The 22,371-nt window shown below is 63.5% G+C and carries 22 protein-coding genes; all 22 read left to right on the top strand.

Features of this window, described 5'->3' with window-relative positions:
- The first annotated feature begins 100 nt into the window (after positions 1–100).
- A complete protein-coding gene (locus ACF8Q6_RS01695; RefSeq protein ID WP_064491810.1) occupies positions 101–1,318 on the top strand; it encodes a PAS domain-containing sensor histidine kinase in 1,218 nt (405 codons plus the stop codon).
- Entirely contained in the window at positions 1,318–2,673 is a 1,356-nt protein-coding gene (locus ACF8Q6_RS01690) for a sigma-54-dependent transcriptional regulator (protein ID WP_392490797.1), read from the top strand. The genes ACF8Q6_RS01695 and ACF8Q6_RS01690 overlap by 1 nt, the downstream gene beginning before the upstream one ends.
- Positions 2,674–2,935: 262 nt before the next feature.
- Positions 2,936–3,268: a flagellar hook-basal body complex protein FliE gene (gene fliE, locus ACF8Q6_RS01685; RefSeq protein ID WP_003254438.1), complete on the top strand. Its 333-nt coding sequence runs from the start codon at positions 2,936–2,938 to the stop codon at positions 3,266–3,268.
- A 15-nt stretch (positions 3,269–3,283) separates the two neighbouring features.
- Positions 3,284–5,062, top strand: coding sequence for a flagellar basal-body MS-ring/collar protein FliF (gene fliF, locus ACF8Q6_RS01680; protein ID WP_012051625.1), 1,779 nt, complete (start codon positions 3,284–3,286; stop codon positions 5,060–5,062).
- On the top strand, positions 5,055–6,074 hold the full coding sequence (gene fliG, locus ACF8Q6_RS01675; protein ID WP_003254434.1) for a flagellar motor switch protein FliG: 1,020 nt from the start codon (positions 5,055–5,057) through the stop codon (positions 6,072–6,074). The genes fliF and fliG overlap by 8 nt, the downstream gene beginning before the upstream one ends.
- A gap of 162 nt (positions 6,075–6,236) precedes the next feature.
- Positions 6,237–7,028: a flagellar assembly protein FliH gene (gene fliH, locus ACF8Q6_RS01670; RefSeq protein ID WP_392492649.1), complete on the top strand. Its 792-nt coding sequence runs from the start codon at positions 6,237–6,239 to the stop codon at positions 7,026–7,028.
- Positions 7,018–8,373, top strand: a complete 1,356-nt coding sequence (gene fliI / locus ACF8Q6_RS01665) for a flagellar protein export ATPase FliI (protein ID WP_103462205.1) — start codon at positions 7,018–7,020, stop codon at positions 8,371–8,373. The genes fliH and fliI overlap by 11 nt, the downstream gene beginning before the upstream one ends.
- 6 nt (positions 8,374–8,379) lie before the next feature.
- Positions 8,380–8,832, top strand: coding sequence for a flagellar export protein FliJ (gene fliJ / locus ACF8Q6_RS01660; RefSeq protein WP_012051629.1), 453 nt, complete (start codon positions 8,380–8,382; stop codon positions 8,830–8,832).
- A gap of 307 nt (positions 8,833–9,139) precedes the next feature.
- On the top strand, positions 9,140–9,445 hold the full coding sequence (locus ACF8Q6_RS01655; protein ID WP_003254426.1) for an STAS domain-containing protein: 306 nt from the start codon (positions 9,140–9,142) through the stop codon (positions 9,443–9,445).
- 8 nt (positions 9,446–9,453) lie between these two features.
- A complete protein-coding gene (locus tag ACF8Q6_RS01650; protein WP_392492651.1) occupies positions 9,454–11,145 on the top strand; it encodes a SpoIIE family protein phosphatase in 1,692 nt (563 codons plus the stop codon).
- A 48-nt stretch (positions 11,146–11,193) separates the two neighbouring features.
- A complete protein-coding gene (locus ACF8Q6_RS01645; RefSeq protein ID WP_004577674.1) occupies positions 11,194–11,541 on the top strand; it encodes an Hpt domain-containing protein in 348 nt (115 codons plus the stop codon).
- A gap of 70 nt (positions 11,542–11,611) precedes the next feature.
- The gene (locus ACF8Q6_RS01640; protein WP_392492653.1) at positions 11,612–12,877 is read left to right on the top strand and encodes a flagellar hook-length control protein FliK; all 1,266 of its coding nucleotides are present in this window, start codon (positions 11,612–11,614) and stop codon (positions 12,875–12,877) included.
- A 219-nt stretch (positions 12,878–13,096) separates the two neighbouring features.
- Positions 13,097–13,594, top strand: coding sequence for a flagellar basal body-associated protein FliL (gene fliL, locus ACF8Q6_RS01635; RefSeq protein WP_010955083.1), 498 nt, complete (start codon positions 13,097–13,099; stop codon positions 13,592–13,594).
- A gap of 9 nt (positions 13,595–13,603) precedes the next feature.
- Positions 13,604–14,572, top strand: a complete 969-nt coding sequence (gene fliM / locus ACF8Q6_RS01630) for a flagellar motor switch protein FliM (RefSeq protein ID WP_392492654.1) — start codon at positions 13,604–13,606, stop codon at positions 14,570–14,572.
- Positions 14,573–14,619: 47 nt separating this feature from the next.
- Positions 14,620–15,084, top strand: coding sequence for a flagellar motor switch protein FliN (gene fliN, locus ACF8Q6_RS01625; protein ID WP_003254417.1), 465 nt, complete (start codon positions 14,620–14,622; stop codon positions 15,082–15,084).
- 12 nt (positions 15,085–15,096) lie between these two features.
- Positions 15,097–15,531, top strand: a complete 435-nt coding sequence (gene fliO / locus ACF8Q6_RS01620; RefSeq protein ID WP_012051632.1) for a flagellar biosynthetic protein FliO — start codon at positions 15,097–15,099, stop codon at positions 15,529–15,531.
- Entirely contained in the window at positions 15,531–16,286 is a 756-nt protein-coding gene (gene fliP, locus ACF8Q6_RS01615; RefSeq protein WP_003254415.1) for a flagellar type III secretion system pore protein FliP, read from the top strand. Before fliO ends, fliP begins: the two co-directional genes overlap by 1 nt.
- Before the next feature lie 21 nt (positions 16,287–16,307).
- Positions 16,308–16,577, top strand: coding sequence for a flagellar biosynthesis protein FliQ (fliQ, locus tag ACF8Q6_RS01610; RefSeq protein WP_014590156.1), 270 nt, complete (start codon positions 16,308–16,310; stop codon positions 16,575–16,577).
- A gap of 7 nt (positions 16,578–16,584) precedes the next feature.
- Positions 16,585–17,361 (top strand): flagellar biosynthetic protein FliR, encoded by a 777-nt coding sequence (fliR, locus tag ACF8Q6_RS01605; protein ID WP_143494353.1) that lies wholly within the window; start codon positions 16,585–16,587, stop codon positions 17,359–17,361.
- Between the two features lie 2 nt (positions 17,362–17,363).
- Positions 17,364–18,506 carry a flagellar biosynthesis protein FlhB gene (flhB, locus tag ACF8Q6_RS01600; RefSeq protein WP_004577675.1) on the top strand — a complete coding sequence of 381 codons (1,143 nt, stop codon included), beginning with the start codon at positions 17,364–17,366 and terminating at the stop codon, positions 18,504–18,506.
- Positions 18,507–18,873: 367 nt separating this feature from the next.
- Entirely contained in the window at positions 18,874–21,003 is a 2,130-nt protein-coding gene (gene flhA / locus ACF8Q6_RS01595; RefSeq protein ID WP_088513375.1) for a flagellar biosynthesis protein FlhA, read from the top strand.
- 11 nt (positions 21,004–21,014) lie between these two features.
- The gene (gene flhF / locus ACF8Q6_RS01590; RefSeq protein ID WP_003254409.1) at positions 21,015–22,322 is read left to right on the top strand and encodes a flagellar biosynthesis protein FlhF; all 1,308 of its coding nucleotides are present in this window, start codon (positions 21,015–21,017) and stop codon (positions 22,320–22,322) included.
- The last annotated feature ends 49 nt before the right edge of the window (positions 22,323–22,371 follow it).

The raw sequence follows: 22,371 nt of genomic DNA, 5'->3' as shown, positions 1-22,371 counted from the left end.
CCGCGAAGAGGCCGGCACAAATCCCTATCTCCGGCACGGCTATTGCTACATCGCTGGCAACACACCGTTTTTATGACGGTCAGCCACGCGAGAGAGCACGATGCCCCAGGCCGCCCACGTATCCCGAGCCCCCGATCAGCAGGGGCAAACCCCGGTCGCGCAGGACAGCGGCCAGGGTATCGCGCAAGCCTTCGCCCTGTTCAATCAGGTGTCCAGCCAGCTGAGCCAGTCCTACAGCCTGCTTGAAGCCCGGGTCAGTGAGCTCAAAGGTGAGCTGGCCGTGGTCAGCGCCCAGCGCATCGACGAACTGAGTGAAAAGGAACGCCTGGCCAACCGCCTGCAGAACCTGCTGGACTTGCTGCCCGGCGGGGTGATCGTGATCGACGGCCAGGGCCTGGTGCGCGAAGCCAACCCGGCGGCTTGCGAGTTGCTCGGCGAGCCTCTGATCGGCCAATTGTGGCGCCAGGTGATCGCCCGTAGCTTTGCCCCGCGCAAGGACGACGGCCACGAAGTCTCGCTGCGCGACGGTCGCCGCCTGTCGATCGCCACCCGCTCGCTGGATGCCGAGCCTGGCCAATTGGTGCTGCTCAACGACCTGACTGAAACCCGTCGCCTCCAGGACCAGCTGGCTCGCCACGAGCGGCTGTCGTCGTTGGGGCGCATGGTTGCCTCGCTGGCCCACCAGATCCGCACGCCGCTTTCGGCAGCCATGTTGTATGCCAGCCATCTGGCTGATAGCGAGCAAGCGCTGAGCGCGGAAACCCGCCTGCGCTTCGCCGCGACCTTGAAGGAGCGCCTTCACGAGCTGGAACACCAGGTGCGCGACATGCTGGTGTTTGCCCGTGGCGAGTTGCCGCTGGGGGATCGGGTGACCCCGAAAGCGCTGTTCCAGGCCCTGCAGCAGGCGGCCCAGGCGCATGTGCAGGGGCACGCCGTGCGCTGGCAGTGCGACAGTCATCTGGGTGAGCTGCTGTGCAACCGCGACACCTTGGTGGGCGCCTTGCTCAACCTGATTGAAAATGCCCTGCAGGCCAGCGATGGCCCGGCACGGCTGAAGGTGCACCTTTACCGCCGCGAACGTAGCTTGCACCTGTGCGTCAGCGATGCCGGCAGTGGCATCGATGCAGGCTTGCTCGGCCGTTTGGGCGAGCCGTTTCTTACCACCAAGGCCACCGGTACCGGCCTGGGCCTGGCCGTGGTCAAGGCGGTGGTGCGTGCGCACCAGGGCACGATCAACCTGCGCTCGAAAGTCGGCCGTGGTACCTGCGTACGGGTAGAGCTGCCGTTGATCGACGGGCAATTGGCGGAGGGGGTGTAATGGCAATCAAGGTGCTGCTGGTCGAGGATGACCGCGTATTGCGCCAGGCGCTGGGCGATACCCTGGAAATCGGCGGTTTCGCCTACCAGGCCGTGGGCAGTGCCGAAGAAGCGCTGGAGGCCGTAGTGGATGACGCGTTCAGCCTGGTGGTCAGTGACGTCAACATGCCCGGTATGGACGGGCACCAGTTGCTCAGCCAACTGCGCCGCCAGCAGCCACAGTTGCCGGTGCTGTTGATGACGGCGCACGCTGCCGTCGAGCGTGCGGTCGAGGCCATGCGTCAAGGCGCCGCCGACTACCTGGTCAAACCGTTCGAGCCCAAGGCGCTGCTCAGCCTCGTGGAGCGGCATGCCGCCGGGCGTGTGACCGGCGAAGAGGGGCCGGTGGCCTGCGAGCCGGCCAGCCGCCAATTGCTGGAACTGGCGGCCCGTGTGGCGCGCAGTGACTCGACCGTGCTGATTTCCGGCGAGTCCGGTACTGGCAAGGAAGTGCTGGCGCGCTACATTCACCAGCAGTCGCCGCGTGCGGCGCAGCCCTTCGTGGCGATCAACTGCGCGGCGATCCCCGACAACATGCTCGAGGCCACCCTGTTCGGCCACGAGAAGGGTGCCTTCACCGGCGCTATTGCGGCTCAGGCGGGCAAGTTCGAGCAGGCCGAAGGCGGCACCCTGCTGCTCGACGAAATCTCGGAAATGCCCATGGCCTTGCAGGCCAAGCTGCTGCGTGTGCTGCAGGAGCGCGAGGTGGAGCGGGTAGGCGGGCGCAAGCCGATCAGCCTGGACATTCGGGTGCTGGCCACCACCAACCGCGACCTGGCAGGCGAAGTGGCAGCCGGGCGCTTCCGCGAAGACCTGTACTACCGCCTGTCAGTGTTTCCGCTGGCCTGGCGCCCGCTGCGTGAGCGGCCGGGCGATATCCTGCAGCTGGCTGAGCGCTTGCTGGCGCGCCATGTGGCCAAGATGAAGCACGCCCCGGTGCGCCTCTCGCCAGCGGCTCGGGCCTGCCTGCAAGCCTATGCCTGGCCGGGCAACGTGCGCGAACTGGACAACGCCCTGCAGCGGGCGTTGATTCTGCAGCAGGGTGGCGTGATCGAGGCGGCGGATTTTTGTCTGGCAGGCGCCATTCCATTGTCAGCTGGCACCGAGCCATCTCTCGACGTGGTTGCTGATGCCGGCGGGCTGGGGGATGACATGCGTCGTCACGAGTACCAGATGATCATCGACACCCTGCGCGCCGAGCGCGGCCGCCGCAAAGAGGCGGCCGAACGCCTGGGGATCAGTCCACGTACGTTGCGCTACAAGCTGGCGCAGATGCGCGATGCCGGGTTTGACGTCGAGGCCAGCCTGTTCGGCTGACAGGCCAATCATCTGCAACTGGCGCGGACCTCTGTGGAGCGGCCTTGCGTCGCGATAGGGGCGCAAAGCGGCCCCGGCGATCTTTGCGGCGCAGCTGAAGTCCTGGGGCCGCTTCGCGCCCCCATCGCGACGCAAGGCCGCTCCCACAGGAATTGTGTGATCCCTGGGAAATGAGTTGCGAAGGCTGGCACCTTTGTTGCTTTAGGTAGGTCATTCGCCGCATGACTGTCAAAAAAATGCGGCCGCAGGAGAGAGAAGGGTCATGAGCCAAGGTGTTGAATTCAATCGTCTGATGTTGGACATGCGGGCCATGCAGGCCGATGCCATGTCGCTGCCCAAGGTAACGGCCGCCCCCGAGCTGGCGCCAGGGCAAAGCACCTTCGCCGACATGCTCGGCCAGGCCATCGGCAAGGTGCATGAGACGCAGCAGGCCTCGACCCAACTGGCCAACGCGTTCGAAATCGGCAAGAGCGGCGTCGACCTGACTGACGTGATGATCGCTTCGCAGAAGGCCAGCGTGTCGATGCAAGCCATGACCCAGGTACGCAACAAGCTGGTCCAGGCGTACCAGGACATCATGCAGATGCCGGTTTGAGGACGGATGTAACCCATGGCTGAAGCAGTCGTCGAAAACGCCCCCGCCAAAGCTGGCTCGCCAGCGGCCAAGCCGCCGCTGTTTGGCATGGCGTTTCTGGAAAACATCTCGCAGATGCCCATGCTGCGCCAGATCGGCCTCATGGTCGGCCTGGCGGCCAGCGTGGCCATCGGCTTTGCCGTGGTGCTGTGGTCGCAACAACCCGATTACCGTCCGTTGTACGGCAGCCTGTCGGGCATGGACACCAAGCAGGTCATGGACACCCTGGCCGCTGCTGACATCCCCTATAACGTGGAGCCCAACTCGGGGGCCCTGCTGGTCAAGGCCGACGACCTCTCCCGTGCGCGCCTGAAACTGGCAGCCGCCGGCGTGGCGCCGAGCGACGGCAATGTCGGCTTCGAGCTGCTCGACAAGGAGCAGGGCCTGGGCACCAGCCAGTTCATGGAAGCCACCCGCTACCGCCGCAGCCTTGAAGGCGAACTGGCCCGTACCGTTTCCAGCCTCAACAACGTCAAGGCTGCGCGCGTGCACCTGGCCATCCCGAAAAGTTCGGTGTTCGTGCGTGATGAACGCAAGCCCAGCGCCTCGGTACTGGTCGAGCTGTACCCAGGCCGTGCACTGGAAGCCGGGCAGGTGATGGCCATCGTCAACCTGGTCGCCACCAGCGTGCCGGAACTGGATAAGTCCCAGGTCACCGTCGTCGATCAGAAAGGCAACCTGCTGTCCGAACAGATTCAGGATTCCGCGCTGACCCAGGCCGGCAAGCAGTTCGACTACAGCCGCCGGGTGGAAAGCATGCTCACCCAGCGTGTGCACAACATTCTGCTGCCGGTGTTGGGCAACGACCGCTACAAGGCCGAGGTGTCCGCCGACCTCGACTTCAGCGCGGTCGAGTCCACCTCCGAACAGTTCAACCCCGACCAGCCGGCGTTGCGCAGCGAGCAGTCGGTCGACGAACAACGTGCCAGCAGCCAGGGCCCGCAAGGCGTGCCTGGCGCGCTGAGCAACCAACCGCCAGGCGCCGCTTCGGCACCGCAGACCACCGGTGGCGCGGCTACCCCGGCTGCCGCCATTCAGCCTGGCCAACCGCTGGTGGATGCCAACGGTCAGCAGATCATGGACCCGGCTACCGGTCAGCCGATGCTCGCGCCGTACCCGTCAGACAAGCGTCAGCAAAGCACCAAGAACTTCGAGCTGGACCGTTCCATCAGCCACACTCGTCAGCAGCAGGGGCGCATGACCCGCCTGTCGGTAGCGGTGGTGGTGGACGACCAGGTCAAGATCGACCCGGCCACTGGCGATACCACGCGGGCGCCATGGGGTGCCGAAGACCTGGCGCGCTTTACCCGCCTGGTGCAGGACGCAGTCGGCTTCGATGCCAGCCGTGGCGACAGCGTGACGGTGATCAACGTGCCGTTCGCCGCCGACCGTGGTGAGGAAATCGCCGATATCGCCTTCTACCAGCAGCCCTGGTTCTGGGATATCGTCAAACAGGTGCTGGGCGTGGTGTTCATCCTGGTGCTGGTGTTCGGCGTGCTGCGGCCGGTGCTGAACAACATTACCGGGGGCGGCAAGCAGGCTGCCCCGGACAGCGACATGGAGCTGGGCGGCATGATGGGTCTGGATGGCGAACTGGCCAACGACCGCGTCAGCCTGGGTGGCCCGACAAGCATTCTGCTGCCTAGCCCGAGCGAGGGTTACGAGGCACAGCTCAACGCAATCAAAGGCCTGGTGGCCGAAGACCCGGGCCGTGTGGCTCAGGTCGTGAAAGACTGGATCAACGCCGATGAGTGATAACCGAGCCGTTACCGCCAAGCTGAGCCGCGTCGACAAGGCGGCGATCCTCCTGCTCTCGCTGGGCGAGACCGATGCGGCCCAGGTGCTGCGGCACATGGGCCCGAAGGAAGTGCAGCGGGTGGGTGTGGCCATGGCGCAGATGGGCAATGTGCACCGTGACCAGGTCGAACAGGTGATGAGCGAGTTCGTCGACATCGTCGGCGACCAGACCAGCCTGGGCGTCGGTTCTGATGCGTACATCCGCAAGATGCTCAACCAGGCCCTGGGCGAGGACAAGGCCAACGGCCTGGTCGACCGCATCCTGCTCGGCGGCAATACCAGCGGCCTGGACAGCCTCAAGTGGATGGAACCGCGTGCCGTGGCCGATGTGATCCGCTACGAGCACCCCCAGATCCAGGCCATCGTGGTCGCCTACCTCGACCCGGACCAGGCCGGTGAAGTGCTGAGCAACTTCGACCACAAGGTGCGCCTGGACATCGTCCTGCGCGTGTCATCGCTGAACACCGTGCAACCCGCGGCGCTGAAGGAGCTGAACCAGATTCTCGAGAAGCAGTTCTCGGGCAACTCCAACGCCGCGCGTACCACCCTGGGTGGCATCAAGCGGGCGGCCGACATCATGAACTTCCTCGACAGCTCGGTGGAAGGCGCACTGATGGACGCGATCCGCGAAATCGACAGCGACCTGTCGGAGCAGATCGAAGACCTGATGTTCGTCTTCAACAACCTGGCCGACGTCGACGACCGGGGCATCCAGGCGCTGTTGCGCGAAGTGTCCTCCGACGTGTTGGTGGTGTCGCTCAAGGGCGCCGACGAGCGGGTCAAGGACAAGATCTTCAAGAACATGTCCAAACGTGCTTCGGAGTTGCTGCGCGACGATCTGGAGGCCAAAGGGCCGGTACGGGTCAGTGACGTGGAAACCGCGCAGAAAGAAATCCTCACCATTGCCCGGCGTATGGCCGAGGCCGGCGAGATCGTCCTCGGCGGCAAGGGCGCCGAGGAAATGATCTAAGGTATTCGCGATCCCATGGCCGACGCCGCCTTTTGTAGGCGCGGGTTTACCCGCAAAGGCGTCGGCCCTGGCAATCGAGGTTGTCGCTGCCGACGCATTCGCGGGTGAACCCGCTCCTACAAGGGACCGTGTTGGCCGAACATGGTTTGAGAACATGACAGCATGCCTACCAAAGAACACCACCCCAGCGACCTGATCCGCGCTCGCGACCTCGAGGGCGTGGACGTGTGGGCGCTGCCCAGCTTCGACCCGGAACCGGAGCCCGAACCGGAGCCTGAGCCTGAGCCCGAGGTCATTGAGGAAGTCGAGGAAGTGCCGCTGGAAGAAGTCCAGCCACTGACCCTGGAAGAGCTCGAAGCCATCCGTCAGGAGGCCTACAACGAGGGCTTCGCCACCGGTGAGCGCGAGGGCTTCCACAGCACCCAGCTCAAGGTTCGCCAGGAGGCCGAAGAGGCCCTGAAGGCCAAGCTGGACAGCCTTGAGCGGCTGATGGCCAACCTGATGGAGCCGATCGCCGAGCAGGATACGCAGATCGAGAAAAGCCTGGTGCACCTGATCGCGCACATGAGCCGTCAGGTGATTGGCCGCGAGCTGCGCAACGATTCCAGCCAGATCACTCAGGTGCTGCGCGAAGCGCTCAAGCTGCTGCCCATGGGCGCGGACAATATCCGCATCCACCTCAACCCGCAGGATTTCGAGCTGGCCAAGGCCCTGCGCGAACGCCATGAGGAGAACTGGCGGCTGCTGGAAGATAGCGCGCTGCTACCGGGTGGTTGCCGCATCGAGACGGCCCACAGCCGTATCGATGCCACCATGGAAACGCGTATCGAAAAAGCGGTGGCGCAGCTGTTCGACCAGTTGCATGACCATTCCCTGCACCCGGCGGCGCCAGACCTGTCGATAGACCTGGACGCGCCGGCCGAGCGTGCTGTGGACAGCCCAGATGCACCTTGAACGCACCAGTTTCGGCAAGCGCCTCGGCACTTACGCTGAGGCCATCGCGCTGCCGGCCCAGCCCATCGTCGAAGGCCGCCTGCTGCGTATGGTTGGCCTCACCCTGGAAGCCGAAGGCCTGCGCGCAGCAGTCGGTAGCCGCTGCCTGGTGATCAACGATGACAGTTATCACCCGGTGCAGGTCGAGGCCGAAGTCATGGGCTTTGCCGGGCCCAAGGTGTTTCTGATGCCGGTGGGCAGTATCGTCGGCATCGCGCCGGGGGCCCGGGTAGTGCCGCTGGATGACGGTGGCCGCCTGCCCATGGGCATGAGCATGCTGGGCCGGGTGCTCGACGGCGCCGGCCGTGCGCTGGATGGCAAGGGCGGGATGAAGGCCGAGGACTGGGTGCCGATGGACGGCCCGGTGATCAACCCGCTCAACCGCGACCCTATCAGCAAGCCGTTGGATGTGGGCATTCGCAGTATCAACGGCCTGCTTACCGTCGGCCGTGGCCAGCGGCTAGGCCTGTTTGCCGGTACCGGGGTGGGTAAATCGGTGCTGCTGGGCATGATGACCCGCTTCACCGAAGCCGAAATCATCGTGGTCGGCCTGATCGGTGAGCGGGGGCGCGAGGTGAAGGAGTTCATCGAGCACATCCTCGGTGAAGAGGGCCTCAAGCGCTCGGTGGTGGTGGCGTCGCCGGCCGACGATGCGCCGCTGATGCGCCTGCGCGCCGCCATGTATTGCACACGCATTGCCGAATACTTCCGCGACAAAGGCAAGAATGTGCTGTTGCTGATGGACTCGTTGACCCGTTTCGCCCAGGCCCAGCGGGAAATTGCCCTGGCCATCGGCGAGCCACCGGCCACCCGGGGTTACCCGCCCTCGGTGTTCGCCAAGCTGCCCAAGCTGGTGGAGCGGGCAGGCAATGGCGAACCTGGCGGTGGTTCGATCACTGCGTTCTATACCGTGCTGTCTGAAGGCGACGATCAGCAAGACCCGATCGCCGACTCGGCGCGGGGCGTGCTTGACGGCCACTTTGTGCTGTCGCGTCGGCTGGCTGAGGAGGGCCATTACCCGGCCATCGACATCGAAGCGTCGATCAGCCGGGTCATGCCCCAAGTGGTCGATGCCGACCACTTGCGCCAGGCGCAGAAGTTCAAGCAACTGTGGTCGCGCCTGTCGCAAAGCCGCGACCTGATCAGCGTGGGGGCTTACGTGGCCGGCGGTGATCCGGAGACCGACCTGGCCATTGCCTTGCAATCGAAGCTGGTTGAGTTCCTGCGCCAAGGCCTGCGCGAGAATGTGGGCATGGCGCAGAGCCGCGAACAGCTGGGGGCAATTTTCACGCCCCCGGCAGGTTGATAAGCCATGGCGCTGCCCGGACGTGCCGCGCGCCTGGCGCCGGTGGTGGACATGGCCGAAGAAGCCGAGCGCAAGGCGGCTCAGCGCCTTGGTCATTTCCAGCAGCAGGTGGCCACGGCCCAGGCCAAGCTGGCTGAGCTGGAGCGCTTTCGCGAGGATTACCAGTTGCAGTGGATCAACCGCGGCGGGCAAGGGGTCAATGGCAGCTGGCTGGTCAATTATCAGCGTTTTCTGGGGCAGCTGGAAACGGCCATGACCCAGCAGCGGCAAAGCCTGGTCTGGCACCAGAACAACCTCAATAATGCCCGTGGTGCCTGGCAGCAGGCCTATGCCCGGGTGGAAGGTTTGCGCAAGCTGGTACAGCGCTACCAGGACGAGGCCCGGCGCGCTGAAGACAAGCGCGAGCAGCGCTTGCTGGATGAGCTGTCGCAGCGCCTGCCGCGGCAAAACCCTCTATAGGTGTTCGCCGCAGGCCTTGCAGCGGAATAATTGGCCCGAAACAAATGCGAGGTCTTGCCCGCGAATGCGGTGGCGGCTGCGACGGTGTATGACCGGGTATATTGGCTGGCAGGTCCGGCCTATTTGCGGGTGAACCCGCTCCTACCACGGTATTGGGCGATACCACCGATTGATGCAGGAGCGGGTTTACCCGCGAAGAGGCCGTACAGGCCATCAAAGCCACGAGCCTGCATCCGCTTGCCACCCCCACCATCGCCTGCTAAACCTTAGAGCAGTTGCATCCGCCATCATCGAAGGAATCGCTAGCATGGCAGTCGAGACTGATTTTTCGCAGGACGGGAAAAAGCTGACCATCAAGATCAAGGGGCGCTTCGATTTCGGCAAGCATCAGGAGTTTCGCGACGCCTACGAACGCCAGCCCAGGCGCCCGGATTCGGTGGTCGTCGACCTGAAGGACACCACCTACCTCGACAGCTCCGCGCTGGGCATGCTGCTGTTGCTGCGCGACCACGCGGGCGGCGACGAGTCGGATGTGCGGGTAGTGCATGCCAGCTCCGACGTGCGCAAGATTCTCGCTATCTCCAATTTCGAAAAACTCTTCGATATCAGTTGAGCGCCGACATGCCGGCCGAACAGGCGTTGACCGTGCTGGTCGCCGAAGACAGTGCTGTCGATCGCCTTCTGCTTGCGCAGATCGTGCGCCGCCAGGGGCATCAGGTATTCACTGCGGAAAACGGCGAGCAGGCGGTAGCGCTGTACCTCGAGCGGCGCCCGCAACTGGTGCTGCTGGACGCCCTGATGCCGGTCATGGATGGCTTCGAGGCGGCGCGGCAGATCAAGGCATTGGCTGGCGAAGCGCTGGTGCCGATCATTTTCCTGACGTCGCTGAATGAAGAAGAAGGCCTGGTGCGTTGCCTGGAGGCGGGGGGCGATGATTTCATGGCCAAGCCCTACAGTGCGGTGATCCTCGCTGCCAAGATTCGCGCCATGGATCGCCTGCGTCGCTTGCAGGCAACGGTACTGGAGCAGCGCGACCAGATCACCCGGCATCACCATCACCTGCTTAACGAGCAGCGGGTGGCCAAGGCGGTGTTCGACAAGGTGGCCCACTCTGGTTGCCTTTCAGCGCCCAACATTCGCTACCTGCAATCGCCTTACGCGCTGTTCAATGGCGACCTGATGCTGGCGGCATTTACCCCGGCCGGCGACATGCGTGTGCTGCTTGGCGATTTCACCGGTCACGGCCTGCCGGCGGCGGTCGGCGCCATGCCGATGGCTGAGGTGTTCTACGGCATGACCGCCAAGGGCTACGGCATGGCGCAGATCCTGCGCGAGATGAATGCCAAGCTCAAGCGCATCCTGCCGGTGGACATGTTCTGCTGTGCGCTGCTGCTCAACCTCAGCATGCAGCGCGGCTCGGTGGAGGTGTGGAATGGCGGTATGCCTGATGGCTATCGCCTGTCGGTGGATGGCCAGGTGCTGTCGGCACTGAGTTCGCGGCACTTGCCGCTGGGCATTCTGGCCGCTGAGCGCTTCGATGACAGCACAGAGGTGTTGCCGCTGGCACCGGGCGAGCGCCTGTTGCTGCTGTCAGACGGTGTGCTCGATACCGCCGACGACCAGGAGCGCCTGTTTGGCGTACAGCGCCTGCGAGCGGTGCTGGCCGACAACCGCGACCCTGTGCAGTTGTTCGATGAGCTGATGCTGGCCCTGGAGCGTTTTGGTGGGCAGCCACGCGATGACATCAGCTTGTGCGACATTCGCATGTTCACTGCCGAGGAGCGGGTGCCGGCACCGATGATCTACTCTGATAGTGGCCGCTCCAGCCCGCTGGACTGGTCGCTGAGCTTCGAAGTGCGGGGCGAAAGCCTCAAGCGCTTCAACCCTGTGCCTTACCTGGTGCAGTTGTTGCAGGAAATTCATGGCCTGCGCGCACGTACCGGCAACTTGCACAGTGTGCTTAGCGAGTTGTATGCCAATGCGCTGGAGCATGGTGTGCTGGGCCTGGACTCACAGCTCAAGCGCGATGTGCGAGGCTTTACCGACTATTACCAGGAGCGTGCCCGGCGCCTGGGTTCGCTGACCGAAGGCTTTGTAAGCATCGATTTCAAGGTTGAACCGCATGGCGGCGGTGGGCGTCTGATGATCGAAGTGCGCGACAGCGGTGCCGGCTTCGACGTGCAGCGCGTGCTTGCGCGGCCTTCGCCGGACCAGGGGCTGAGCGGTCGCGGTCTGAATCTGGTGCGGCAGTTGGCCAGTGACGCGCGCTGGAGTGAAGGCGGGCGTTGCGCGCATGTGGAGTTCGTATGGTGAGCCACGGGTTGGCTCGGGCATAATCTGGCTTGATCAAGGAGTGAACAAGTGACTGACATGCATATTGACCACAAGGTACTCAGTGACCTGCGTGAGGTCATGGAAGATGGCTACCTGCAGTTGGTGCAGACTTTTCTCGACGACTCAGAGCGGCGTCTTGGCCAGTTGCACGCGGCCAAAAGCGCCGAGGAACTTGGCGCGGCAGCCCACAGTTTCAAGGGCAGCAGCAGCAACATGGGCGCGGTGGCCTTGGCCAGCCTGTGTCAGCAGCTCGAAGAGCGCGCACGGCGGCCCCCGTTATATGGAATTGAAGACTTGATCAGCCGCATCGACATGGAATTCGTCGTGGTGCAGCACTTTTACCGCGGTGAGCAGCAACGTATTTCCGCAGGCTGATACGCGAGTTGGCGCGAGTCTTGCCTGTCTCCGCCCCGATGATTTTTGTTTCTGGCGCGGAGACCGCTCGATGCCTGTCGCACCCAACCCTTTGTTGCAAGCCAATGCCGTTGCCAAGACTTCGCGTTCGGCCACCGTACAGGCGGACAAGCCGCTGCAGGCGCTGGGCGACAAGGGCGATGCCTTTGGCCAGGTGATGGCCAGGCAGGGCCGCGACAAGGTTACCGGGCAGGACGACAAGGTCGCACAGGCCAAGCCCAAGGACAAACCTGATGCGGCAGCTGGCGGCAAGAAAGACCCGGCTGGCAAAGCTGCAGTTGCCGATGACGGCAACAAGTTGCCAGAAGGGGATTCGGCCCAGGCCGATACGGGTGTGCGTGATGCCAGTCTGGTGGCCGGTCAGGTCACTGATGCCCAGCCCGGCGCGCAACTGATCCAGGCTCAGGCCGAGGCGGTGGCGCCGGTGCTGCAGGCGGCCACGGCGCAAACCCAGTTTGCCGCGGCACTGCCTGAAGAGCCGTCCGCCGAGGAGGCCTTCGATCCCGATGCTGACCCCCTGGCCAACCTGCCAACCCTGCGCTTCGCGCTGGAGCACAGTGCCCAGGCCAAGGGTGGCACTTCGGCACATGCCCTTGATGCTGCCCAGGCTGAGGGCGAGGAAGGGCAGACAGCCGTCAATACCTTGGCGAATTTGGTCGAGAATACCGATGGCGAAAGCACCGAATCCGGTGGCAAGGCCTTTGGCGCCTTGCTTGAGGACGGCCTGAAAGACACCAAGAGTGCCAGCAGCGACACCCGCATCGATGATTTTGCCAACCGCCTGGCCAGCCTGACCCAGGCGGCCACGGCCAAGACCGCCAACGCCGTACCGGCCAATGCGAACCCGCTGCATCAGCCATTGCCAATGAACCAGAACGCTTGGGCCGAAGGCCTGGTCAACCGGGTCATGTACCTGTCCAGCCAGAACCTCAAGTCGGCTGATATCCAACTGGAGCCAGCGGAACTCGGTCGCCTCGACATTCGCGTCAATGTTGCGGCGGACCAGGCCACCCAGGTCACCTTCATCAGCGGCCACGCCGGCGTACGTGATGCCCTCGACAGCCAGGTGCACCGCCTGCGCGAACTGTTTGCCCAGCAGGGGTTGGCGCAGCCGGATGTCAACGTGGCTGACCAGTCGCGCGGGCAGCAACAACAGCAGGGGCAGGCGCAGGGCAGCAACCTTTCCGGGGTGGCGGCGCGCCGCTCCGAGCAGGGTGGGGTCGAGGCGGTCGATAGCGCCCGGCCTTTGGAGCAGCAGGTGGTTGTCGGCGACAGTGCGGTCGATTACTACGCCTGATAACGGTTGGCCTGGGCTGGCTTCTTCGCGGGCGAGCCCACTCCCACAGGCGTTTCGTTGATTTCGAACCCTGTGCGGTAGCTGTGGGAGCGGGCGTGGCCGCGAAGCAGCCAGCACCGCAAAACCTGCTGGAATCCATCCCCTGCAAAATCTGGCATAACACTTGCTCAAGCCAAGCCATCCTCCCTTGAACCCCCCGATGGACGACGGATTATTGGCATGGCGAAGAGCGAAGCAGTCAAAGACCCCGCCACTAAAGGCAAACTCAAGCTGATCCTGCTGGCTGTCGTCGGCCTGTTGCTGGCGATCGGCCTTTCGGTGGGCGCTACCTGGTTCATCATGCACAAGAGCGAGCCGGCTCCGGCCGCCGAGGCCACGGCCAGCAACGTCAAGCCAGGGGCGATCTACGAGGCGCTGACCCCGGCCTTCGTGGTCAACTTCAACCAGAACGGCCGCCAGCGCTACATGCAGCTGAGCATCACCCTGCAGGCGCGTAACCAGGCCGACCTGGATGCCCTCAAGGTGCACATGCCGGTGATCCGCAACAACCTGGTGATGATGTTCTCCGGGCAAGGGTTCGACACCCTCGCCAGCAGCCCGGTAGGGCAGGAGATGCTGCGTCAGAAGGCCACCGCGGTGGTCCAGGAAGTGGCGCAGAAGGAAGTCGGCAAGCCGGTCATCGACCAGTTGCTGTTCACCAATTTCGTATTGCAGTAGGAGTCCGCAATGGCCGTACAGGACCTGCTGTCCCAGGATGAAATCGATGCCCTGTTGCACGGTGTCGACGACGGGCTGGTGCAGACCGAGAGTGCATCCGAGCCTGGCAGTATCAAAAGCTACGACCTGACCAGTCAGGACCGTATCGTGCGGGGTCGCATGCCGACCCTGGAAATGATCAACGAGCGCTTCGCCCGCTACACCCGTATCAGCATGTTCAACCTGCTACGCCGCTCCGCAGACGTGGCCGTGGGGGGCGTGCAGGTCATGAAGTTCGGCGAATACGTGCACTCGCTGTACGTGCCGACCAGCCTCAACCTGGTCAAGATCAAGCCGCTGCGCGGCACTTCGCTGTTCATCCTTGACGCCAAGCTGGTGTTCAAGCTGGTGGACAACTTCTTTGGCGGTGATGGCCGCCACGCCAAGATCGAAGGGCGCGAGTTCACCCCCACCGAACTGCGTGTGGTGCGCATGGTGCTGGACCAGTGTTTCGTCGACCTCAAGGAAGCCTGGCAGGCGATCATGCCGGTCAGCTTCGAGTACATAAACTCCGAGGTCAACCCGGCCATGGCCAACATTGTCGGCCCCAGCGAGGCGGTGGTGGTGTCCACCTTCCACATCGAACTGGACGGCGGCGGCGGCGATCTGCACGTGACCATGCCGTACTCGATGATCGAGCCGGTGCGGGAAATGCTTGATGCCGGTTTCCAGTCGGACCTGGACGACCAGGACGAGCGCTGGGTCAAGGCCCTGCGCGAGGACGTGCTGGACGTGGCCGTGCCAATGACCGCCACGGTCGCCCGACGCCAGCTGAAGCTGCGCGACATCCTGCACATGCAGCCGGGTGACGTGATCCCGGTCGAGTTGCCCGAGCACCTGGTGCTGCGCGCTAACGGGGTGCCAGCGTTCAAGGCGCGGCTGGGCTCGCACAAGGGCAACCTGGCCCTGCAGATCATTGACCCGATCGAACGCCGCTGACGGTGTGCCGGTCGCTTACAACGAATTGAATGCCTGTCGAGGAAATCATGGCTAACGAAAACGAGATCACCTCACCAGAGGACCAGGCACTGGCCGATGAGTGGGCCGCAGCGTTGGAAGAAACCGGTTCTGCCGGCCAGGCCGACATCGATGCACTGCTGGGCGGGGACACCGGCAGCAGCGGCCCGGGCCGCCTGCCGATGGAAGAATTCGCCAGCTCGCCGAAGCCGAACGAAAATGTCAGCCTCGAAGGCCCGAACCTGGACGTGATCCTGGACATCCCGGTGAACATTTCCATGGAGGTGGGCAGCACCGAGATCAACATCCGCAACCTGCTGCAGCTCAACCAGGGCTCGGTGATCGAGCTCGACCGTCTGGCCGGCGAGCCGCTCGACGTGCTGGTCAACGGCACGCTGATCGCCCATGGCGAAGTGGTCGTGGTCAACGAAAAGTTCGGCATCCGCCTGACCGACGTGATCAGCCCCAGCGAACGTATCAAGAAGCTGCGCTGAGTGAAGGGCACAATGCGCGCCATCGCTGCGGCAGCGGTGCTTTTCGCCAGCCACGCCTGCCTGGCTGCGGCCACGCCAGCGGCCACCCCGGTGGCTCAACCTGGCAGTCTCGGCGGGCAGTTGGCGCAGATGGTCTTGGGGCTGCTGCTGGTGGTGGGCCTGATCTTCTTCCTGGCCTGGCTGCTGCGGCGGCTGCAGAGCACCGCAGTGAAGGGTGGGCAGGTGATCGAGATTGTCGGCAGCCGTGCCATCGGCCCGCGTGACCGCCTGCTGCTGGTGCAGGTAGGCAAGGAGCAGATCCTGATAGGCCATACCCCGGGCACCATCGAGGCCCTGCATGTACTGGCCGAACCCGTGGAAGTACCGGCAAGCGTCCGTCAGGCGACGCCGGAGTTTGCCCAGCGGCTGATGGAGCTGATGGGCAAGGACCCTAAGGACAACAAGTGATGAGCGGCGCGCTGCGTACGTTGTTGACTCTGGCGCTGCTGCTGGCTGCGCCGCTGGCCCTGGCCGCCGACCCGCTGTCGATTCCGGCCATCACCCTGTCCAATACCCCGGACGGGCAGCAGGAATATTCGGTCAGCCTGCAAATCCTGCTGATCATGACTGCGCTGAGCTTCATCCCGGCGTTCGTCATTCTGATGACCAGCTTTACCCGCATCATCATCGTGTTCTCGATCCTGCGCCAGGCCCTGGGCCTGCAGCAGACGCCATCCAACCAGTTGCTGACCGGCATGGCGCTGTTCCTGACCATGTTCATCATGGCGCCGGTGTTCGATCGGGTGAACCAGGACGCGCTGCAGCCTTACCTGAAGGAGCAGATGACTGCCCAGCAGGCGATCGACAAGGCCCAGGGCCCGCTCAAGGACTTCATGCTGGCGCAAACCCGGCAAAGCGACCTTGACCTGTTCATGCGCTTGTCCAAGCGTACCGACATCGCCGGCCCCGACCAGGTGCCGCTGACGATCCTGGTGCCGGCGTTCGTCACTTCCGAGCTGAAGACGGCGTTCCAGATCGGTTTCATGATCTTCATCCCGTTCCTGATCATCGACATGGTCGTGGCCAGTGTGCTGATGGCCATGGGTATGATGATGCTGTCGCCGCTGATCATTTCGCTGCCCTTCAAGATCATGCTGTTTGTGCTGGTCGACGGCTGGGCGCTGATCATGGGTACCCTGGCCAGCAGTTTCGGCGGCGTCTGACGCCGTCAAGGAGAGCCGCCGATGACACCTGAAGTTGCTGTCGACCTGTTTCGTGATGCCCTGTGGCTGACCACCCTCATGGTCGCCGTGCTGGTGGTGCCGAGCCTGTTGGTGGGCCTGGTGGTGGCGATGTTCCAGGCTGCCACGCAGATCAACGAACAGACCTTGAGCTTTTTGCCGCGCCTGCTGGTGATGCTGATCACGCTGATCATCGCCGGGCCGTGGCTGGTGCAGAAGTTCATGGAGTACTTCACCACCCTTTACACCAACATCCCGCAGCTCATTGGTTGACGCGGCGATGCTGGAGCTGACCGACACGCAGATTGGCACCTGGGTCGCCACCTTCATCCTGCCGTTGTTCAGGGTGACTGCGGTGCTGATGACCATGCCGATCTTCGGTACCCGCATGTTGCCGGCGCGGATTCGCCTGTACGTGGCGGTGGCGGTGACCGTGGTGATCGTGCCGGCATTGCCGCCGCTGCCCGAGTTCGACCCGTTGAGCCTGCGCGGTATGCTGCTGTGCGCCGAGCAGATCATCGTCGGTGCGCTGTTTGGCCTGGCCTTGCAGTTGCTGTTTCAGGCTTTCGTGGTTGCCGGGCAAATCGTCGCGGTACAGATGGGTATGGCGTTCGCCTCGATGGTCGACCCCGCCAACGGTGTCAACGTCACGGTAATCAGCCAGTTCATGACCATGCTGGTGAGTGTGTTGTTCCTGTTGATGAACGGCCACCTGGTGGTGTTCGAGGTACTGACCGAAAGTTTTACCACCTTGCCGGTGGGGAGTGCGCTGGTGGTCAACCACTTCTGGGAGCTGGCCGGGCGCATGGGCTGGGTGTTCGGTGCCGGCCTGCTGTTGATTCTGCCGGTGATCGCTGCGCTGCTGGTGGTGAACATCGCCTTTGGCGTAATGACCCGCGCAGCGCCACAGCTGAATATTTTCTCAATCGGCTTCCCGCTGACCTTGGTTATGGGCATGTTCGTCTTCTGGGTGGGCCTGGCGGATATACTGTCTCACTATCAGGCATTGGCCAGTGAAACGCTGCAGTGGCTGCGTGAGCTGGCGAGGGCGCGCTGAACATGGCAGAAAGCGAGAGCGGTCAGGACAAGACAGAAGACCCCACCGAAAAGCGCAAGCGCGACGCCCGTGAGAAGGGCGAGGTCGCGCGCTCCAAGGAGCTGAACACGGTGGCGGTGACCCTGGCGGGCGCGGGTGGCCTGCTGGCATTCGGTGGTCACTTGGCCGAAACATTGCTGGCGTTGATGCGCATGAACTTCAGCCTGACCCGCGACATCATCGTCGACGAGCGGGCGATGGGGGCTTTCCTGCTGGCCTCGGGCAAGATGGCCATCTGGGCGGTGCAGCCGGTGTTGATCCTGCTGTTCGTGATTTCCTTCGTGGCGCCCATCGCGCTTAGCGGCTTCTTGTTCTCGGGCAGCTTGCTGCAGCCCAAATTCAGCCGCATGAACCCGCTTTCGGGGATCAAGCGCATGTTCTCGATGCAGGCCTTGACTGAATTGCTCAAGGCGCTGGCCAAGTTTTTCGTGATTCTGGTGGTGGCGGTGGTGGTGCTCTCCGGTGACCGCCAGGCCTTGCTGTCGATTGCCAATGAGCCGCTGGAACAGGCGATCATCCATAGCTTGCAGGTGGTGGGCTGGAGTGCCTTGTGGATGTCGGCCGGGCTGTTGCTGATTGCCGCGGCAGATGTGCCGTTCCAGCTGTACCAGACGCACAAGAAAATGAAGATGACCAAGCAGGAAGTGCGCGATGAGTACAAGGACAGCGAGGGCAAGCCCGAGGTCAAGCAACGTATTCGCCAACTGCAGCGCGAGGTGTCGCAGCGGCGCATGATGGCGGCGGTGCCGGATGCAGACGTGATCATCACCAACCCGACGCATTATGCGGTGGCTTTGCAGTACGACCCGGAGAAAGGCGGTGCGGCGCCGTTGCTGCTGGCCAAGGGTAGCGATTTCATGGCGTTGAAGATTCGTGAAATTGGCGTGGAGCACAACATCCAGATCCTCGAATCGCCGGCGCTGGCGCGGGCGATTTATTACTCCACCGAACTTGAGCAGGAGATCCCGGCGGGGCTGTACCTGGCGGTGGCGCAGGTGCTGGCGTATGTGTTCCAGATTCGCCAATACCGCGCCGGCAAGGGCAAGCGCCCAGAGCCGCTGAAGGACGACCTGCCGATCCCGCCGGACCTGCGCCGCGACAGTTGAGCTTGTGTCACGGCTTCTGGCCCTTTCGCGGGCGCGCCCGCTCCCACGGTGGGCACATGTTGGTGATTGGGGCATAGGCTGTCGTAGGAGCGGGTTCACCCGCGAAAGGGCCGGGCCTGCTGGCCAATTTCCACCCGCCGTTCACCGTTGCCGCCGCTACCGTATTCGCGGGTAAACCCGCTCCTACACCTATCGGGGGTGGACACACATTGGTGTTGGGGCGCAGGCCGTCGTAGGAGCGGGTTTACCCGCGAAAGGGCCGGTACCAGCAACATAAATCCTTCGCCGAGCAAAGTTGGAAAGCTTCTTGCAAAGCCACGCCCAGGCGCCCCCTGGGCGTCAAAGTTTTGCATCAAGAGGACTCGCGGTGGATCGCACTCAGTTAATCAGCAACGCCCGCAACAACCTGGCCGGGCTCGGCCGGGGCAACCTGGGGGTGCCGCTGTTGCTGCTGGTGATGTTGGCAATGATGATGTTGCCAATACCGCCGTTCCTGCTCGACGTGTTCTTCACGTTCAACATCGCCCTGTCGATCGTGGTGCTGCTGGTCTGTGTATACGCCTTGCGCCCGCTCGACTTTGCCGCGTTCCCCACTATCCTGCTGGTGGCCACGTTGTTGCGCCTGGCTCTGAACGTCGCGTCCACCCGTGTGGTCATGCTGCATGGCCAGGAGGGCCATGGCGCTGCCGGTAAAGTGATCCAGGCCTTCGGTGAGGTGGTGATCGGCGGTAACTACGTGGTCGGTGCCGTGGTGTTCGCCATCCTCATGATCATCAACTTCGTGGTGGTGACCAAGGGTGCCGGGCGTATCTCGGAAGTGAGTGCGCGTTTCACCCTCGACGCCATGCCCGGCAAGCAGATGGCCATCGACGCCGACCTCAATGCCGGCCTGATCGACCAGGCTCAGGCCAAGCACCGCCGTGCCGAGGTGGCGCAGGAGGCCGAGTTCTACGGTTCGATGGACGGTGCCAGCAAGTTCGTGCGCGGCGACGCCATCGCCGGCTTGCTGATCCTGTTCATCAACCTGATCGGTGGCATGCTCATCGGCATGCTGCAGCACAATATGTCGTTCAGCGAGGCCGGCAAGGTCTATGCCCTGCTGACCATTGGTGACGGTTTGGTGGCGCAATTGCCATCACTGCTGCTGTCCACCGCCGCCGCGATCATGGTCACCCGTGCTTCAGGCTCTGAAGACATGGGCAAGCTGATCAATCGGCAGATGTTCGATTCGCCCAAGGCGCTGGCGGTGTCGGCGGGGCTGATGATCGTCATGGGCCTGGTGCCGGGCATGCCGCACATTGCCTTCCTCAGCCTCGGCCTGATGGCGGCCGGCGGCGCCTACCTGGTGTGGAAGAAGCAGCAACAGGCCAAGGTCAAAGCCCAGCAAGAGGCGCAGCGTCAGCAGGACCTGCTGCCCTCGCCACAACGCGCGCTGGAAACCAAGGAGCTGGGTTGGGACGACGTCACCCCCATCGACATGATCGGCCTGGAGGTCGGCTATCGGCTGATCCCGCTGGTCGATCGCAACCAGGGCGGCCAGTTGCTGGCGCGGATCAAGGGCGTGCGCAAGAAGCTGTCGCAGGACCTGGGCTTCCTGATGCCCACCGTGCACATTCGTGACAACCTCGACCTGCAACCCAGCGCCTATCGCCTGACCTTGATGGGGGTGATTCTGGCCGAGGCGGAGATCTACCCGGACCGCGAACTGGCGATCAACCCTGGGCAGGTGTTTGGCACCCTCAACGGTATTGCCGCGCGCGACCCGGCGTTTGGCCTGGAAGCGGTGTGGATCGACGTCGGCCAGCGCTCACAGGCGCAGTCGCTGGGCTACACCGTGGTCGATGCCAGCACGGTGGTGGCCACCCACCTCAACCAGATCCTGCAGAAACATTGCCACGAGCTGATCGGCCACGAAGAGGTTCAGCAACTGCTGCAGGTGCTTGCCAAGGCATCGCCTAAACTTGCAGAAGAGCTGGTGCCGGGTGTCATTTCCTTGTCGGGGCTGCTCAAGGTGCTGCAAGCCCTGTTGTCGGAACAGGTGCCAGTGCGCGATATTCGCAGTATTGCCGAGGCCATCGCGAACAACGCGGGCAAGAGTCAAGATACCGCCGCGCTGGTGGCGGCGGTGCGCGTCGGATTGTGTCGCGCCATCGTGCAAAGCATTGTCGGCGTTGAGTCGGAGCTACCAGTGATTACCCTGGAGCCAAGGTTGGAACAGATTTTGCTGAATAGTCTGCAAAGGGCCGGGCAGGGTCAGGAAGACGGTGTTCTTCTGGAACCTAGCATGGCCGAGAAGCTGCAACGTTCGCTGATCGAGGCGGCCCAGCGCCAGGAAATGCAGGGTCAGCCGGCCATTCTGCTGGTCGCCGGCCCGATCCGCGCCATGTTGTCGCGTTTCGGTCGCCTGGCTGTACCGAATTTGCATGTTCTGGCGTATCAGGAAATACCTGACAACAAGCAAGTCACCATCGTTGCCACCGTGGGCCCTAACGGCTGAGGTAGGGGATAATGCAAGTTAAGCGATTTTTCGCCGCCGATATGCGTCAGGCCATGAAACTGGTCCGTGACGAGCTGGGCGCCGATGCCGCGATCATTGGCAACCGCCGCATTGCCGGTGGTGTCGAGCTGACGGCCGCGCTGGACTACAAGCTGTCCGCCCTGGCCCCGCGTGTGCCCAACGCCGAGCTGGAAGAAGAGCTGCGCAAGACCCATACGCGCATTGCCACTGCCCAGGCCGAGCTGGACCAGCGCCAGGACAGCAGCGACAACAACCGCCAACTGTTCGCCGGGCAATCTTTGACCGCTGCCGAACCGTTGATCGAGCCGCACGTCGATGCCCCTGAGGCCGCCGCCGTACCGGCTGCTGCGCCGGTTGACCCGCGCCTGTTCGATGCCATGCGCTCGGAGCTGTCGGGCCTGCGCGAGCTGCTGGAAGTGCAACTCGGTTCGCTGGCCTGGAATCAGCTGCAGGGCAGCAAGCCGCAGCAGGCCAACCTTTGGCGCCGCCTGCAGCGCATCGGCCTGTCCGGGCCGATCGCCCGCGAGCTGCTGGACCTGACCGCCGAGATCGAGGAACCGCGCCAGGCCTGGCGCATGCTGCTGGCTCACTTGGCGCGGATGATCGAAGTACCTGAAATCGAGCCGATCGAAGAGGGCGGGGTGATCGCCATGGTCGGCCCGGCGGGCATGGGCAAGACCACCACGCTGGCCAAGTTGGCCGCGCGCTACGTGCTCAAGTACGGCGCGCAGAACCTGGCGCTGGTGAGCATGGACAGCTTCCGTATTGGCGCTCAGGAGCAGCTCAAGACCCTGGGCCGCATCCTCAACGTGCCGGTGACTTACGTCGACCCGGGCCAGTCGCTGGCAGCAGCGCTGGAACCACTGCTGCGCAAGCGCGTGGTGCTGATCGATACTGCCGGCCTGCAAGCCAGCGACCCTGCGCTGCGCATGCAGCTGGAAACCTTGGCCGGGCGTGGCATTGCCGCGAAGAACTACCTGGTGCTGGCCACCACCAGCCAGAAGCAGGTGCTGACCGCCGCCTACCACAGCTACAAGCGCTGTGGCCTGGCCGGCTGCATCCTGACCAAACTCGATGAAACGGCAAGCCTTGGCGATGTGCTGAGCCTTGCCATCAGTCATGAACTGCCAGTGGCCTATCTTACCGATGGCCCACGCATTCCTGACGACCTGCACCTGCCGAGGGGCCACCAGTTGGTCACGCGGGCGGTGAATGTGCAGCAGCAGGACGAGCCCAGCGAAGAGGCCATGGCCGACATGTTCGCTGATCTCTATCACAACCCACGGCGAGCGGGTTGACCATGAAGCGTGTGCAAAGTCGCTATGCCAAGGGGCACGCAGAATTGCC

It is taken from the genome of Pseudomonas sp. GLN_2, assembly GCF_043106005.1.
GTDB classification, from domain to species: domain Bacteria; phylum Pseudomonadota; class Gammaproteobacteria; order Pseudomonadales; family Pseudomonadaceae; genus Aquipseudomonas; species Aquipseudomonas alloputida.
This window is presented reverse-complemented; position numbering and strand designations above follow the sequence as displayed.

Bases quoted from the DNA above. Each gene is read 5' to 3' on its own strand.
- ACF8Q6_RS01695 (WP_064491810.1), top strand. From the start codon at position 101: ATGCCCCAGGCCGCCCACGTATCCCGAGCCCCCGATCAGCAGGGGCAA.
- ACF8Q6_RS01690 (WP_392490797.1), top strand. From the start codon at position 1,318: ATGGCAATCAAGGTGCTGCTGGTCGAGGATGACCGCGTATTGCGCCAG.
- fliE (WP_003254438.1), top strand. From the start codon at position 2,936: ATGAGCCAAGGTGTTGAATTCAATCGTCTGATGTTGGACATGCGGGCC.
- fliF (WP_012051625.1), top strand. From the start codon at position 3,284: ATGGCTGAAGCAGTCGTCGAAAACGCCCCCGCCAAAGCTGGCTCGCCA.
- fliG (WP_003254434.1), top strand. From the start codon at position 5,055: ATGAGTGATAACCGAGCCGTTACCGCCAAGCTGAGCCGCGTCGACAAG.
- fliH (WP_392492649.1), top strand. From the start codon at position 6,237: ATGCCTACCAAAGAACACCACCCCAGCGACCTGATCCGCGCTCGCGAC.
- fliI (WP_103462205.1), top strand. From the start codon at position 7,018: ATGCACCTTGAACGCACCAGTTTCGGCAAGCGCCTCGGCACTTACGCT.
- fliJ (WP_012051629.1), top strand. From the start codon at position 8,380: ATGGCGCTGCCCGGACGTGCCGCGCGCCTGGCGCCGGTGGTGGACATG.
- ACF8Q6_RS01655 (WP_003254426.1), top strand. From the start codon at position 9,140: ATGGCAGTCGAGACTGATTTTTCGCAGGACGGGAAAAAGCTGACCATC.
- ACF8Q6_RS01650 (WP_392492651.1), top strand. From the start codon at position 9,454: ATGCCGGCCGAACAGGCGTTGACCGTGCTGGTCGCCGAAGACAGTGCT.
- ACF8Q6_RS01640 (WP_392492653.1), top strand. From the start codon at position 11,612: ATGCCTGTCGCACCCAACCCTTTGTTGCAAGCCAATGCCGTTGCCAAG.
- fliL (WP_010955083.1), top strand. From the start codon at position 13,097: ATGGCGAAGAGCGAAGCAGTCAAAGACCCCGCCACTAAAGGCAAACTC.
- fliM (WP_392492654.1), top strand. From the start codon at position 13,604: ATGGCCGTACAGGACCTGCTGTCCCAGGATGAAATCGATGCCCTGTTG.
- fliN (WP_003254417.1), top strand. From the start codon at position 14,620: ATGGCTAACGAAAACGAGATCACCTCACCAGAGGACCAGGCACTGGCC.
- fliO (WP_012051632.1), top strand. From the start codon at position 15,097: ATGCGCGCCATCGCTGCGGCAGCGGTGCTTTTCGCCAGCCACGCCTGC.
- fliP (WP_003254415.1), top strand. From the start codon at position 15,531: ATGAGCGGCGCGCTGCGTACGTTGTTGACTCTGGCGCTGCTGCTGGCT.
- fliQ (WP_014590156.1), top strand. From the start codon at position 16,308: ATGACACCTGAAGTTGCTGTCGACCTGTTTCGTGATGCCCTGTGGCTG.
- fliR (WP_143494353.1), top strand. From the start codon at position 16,585: ATGCTGGAGCTGACCGACACGCAGATTGGCACCTGGGTCGCCACCTTC.
- flhB (WP_004577675.1), top strand. From the start codon at position 17,364: ATGGCAGAAAGCGAGAGCGGTCAGGACAAGACAGAAGACCCCACCGAA.
- flhF (WP_003254409.1), top strand. From the start codon at position 21,015: ATGCAAGTTAAGCGATTTTTCGCCGCCGATATGCGTCAGGCCATGAAA.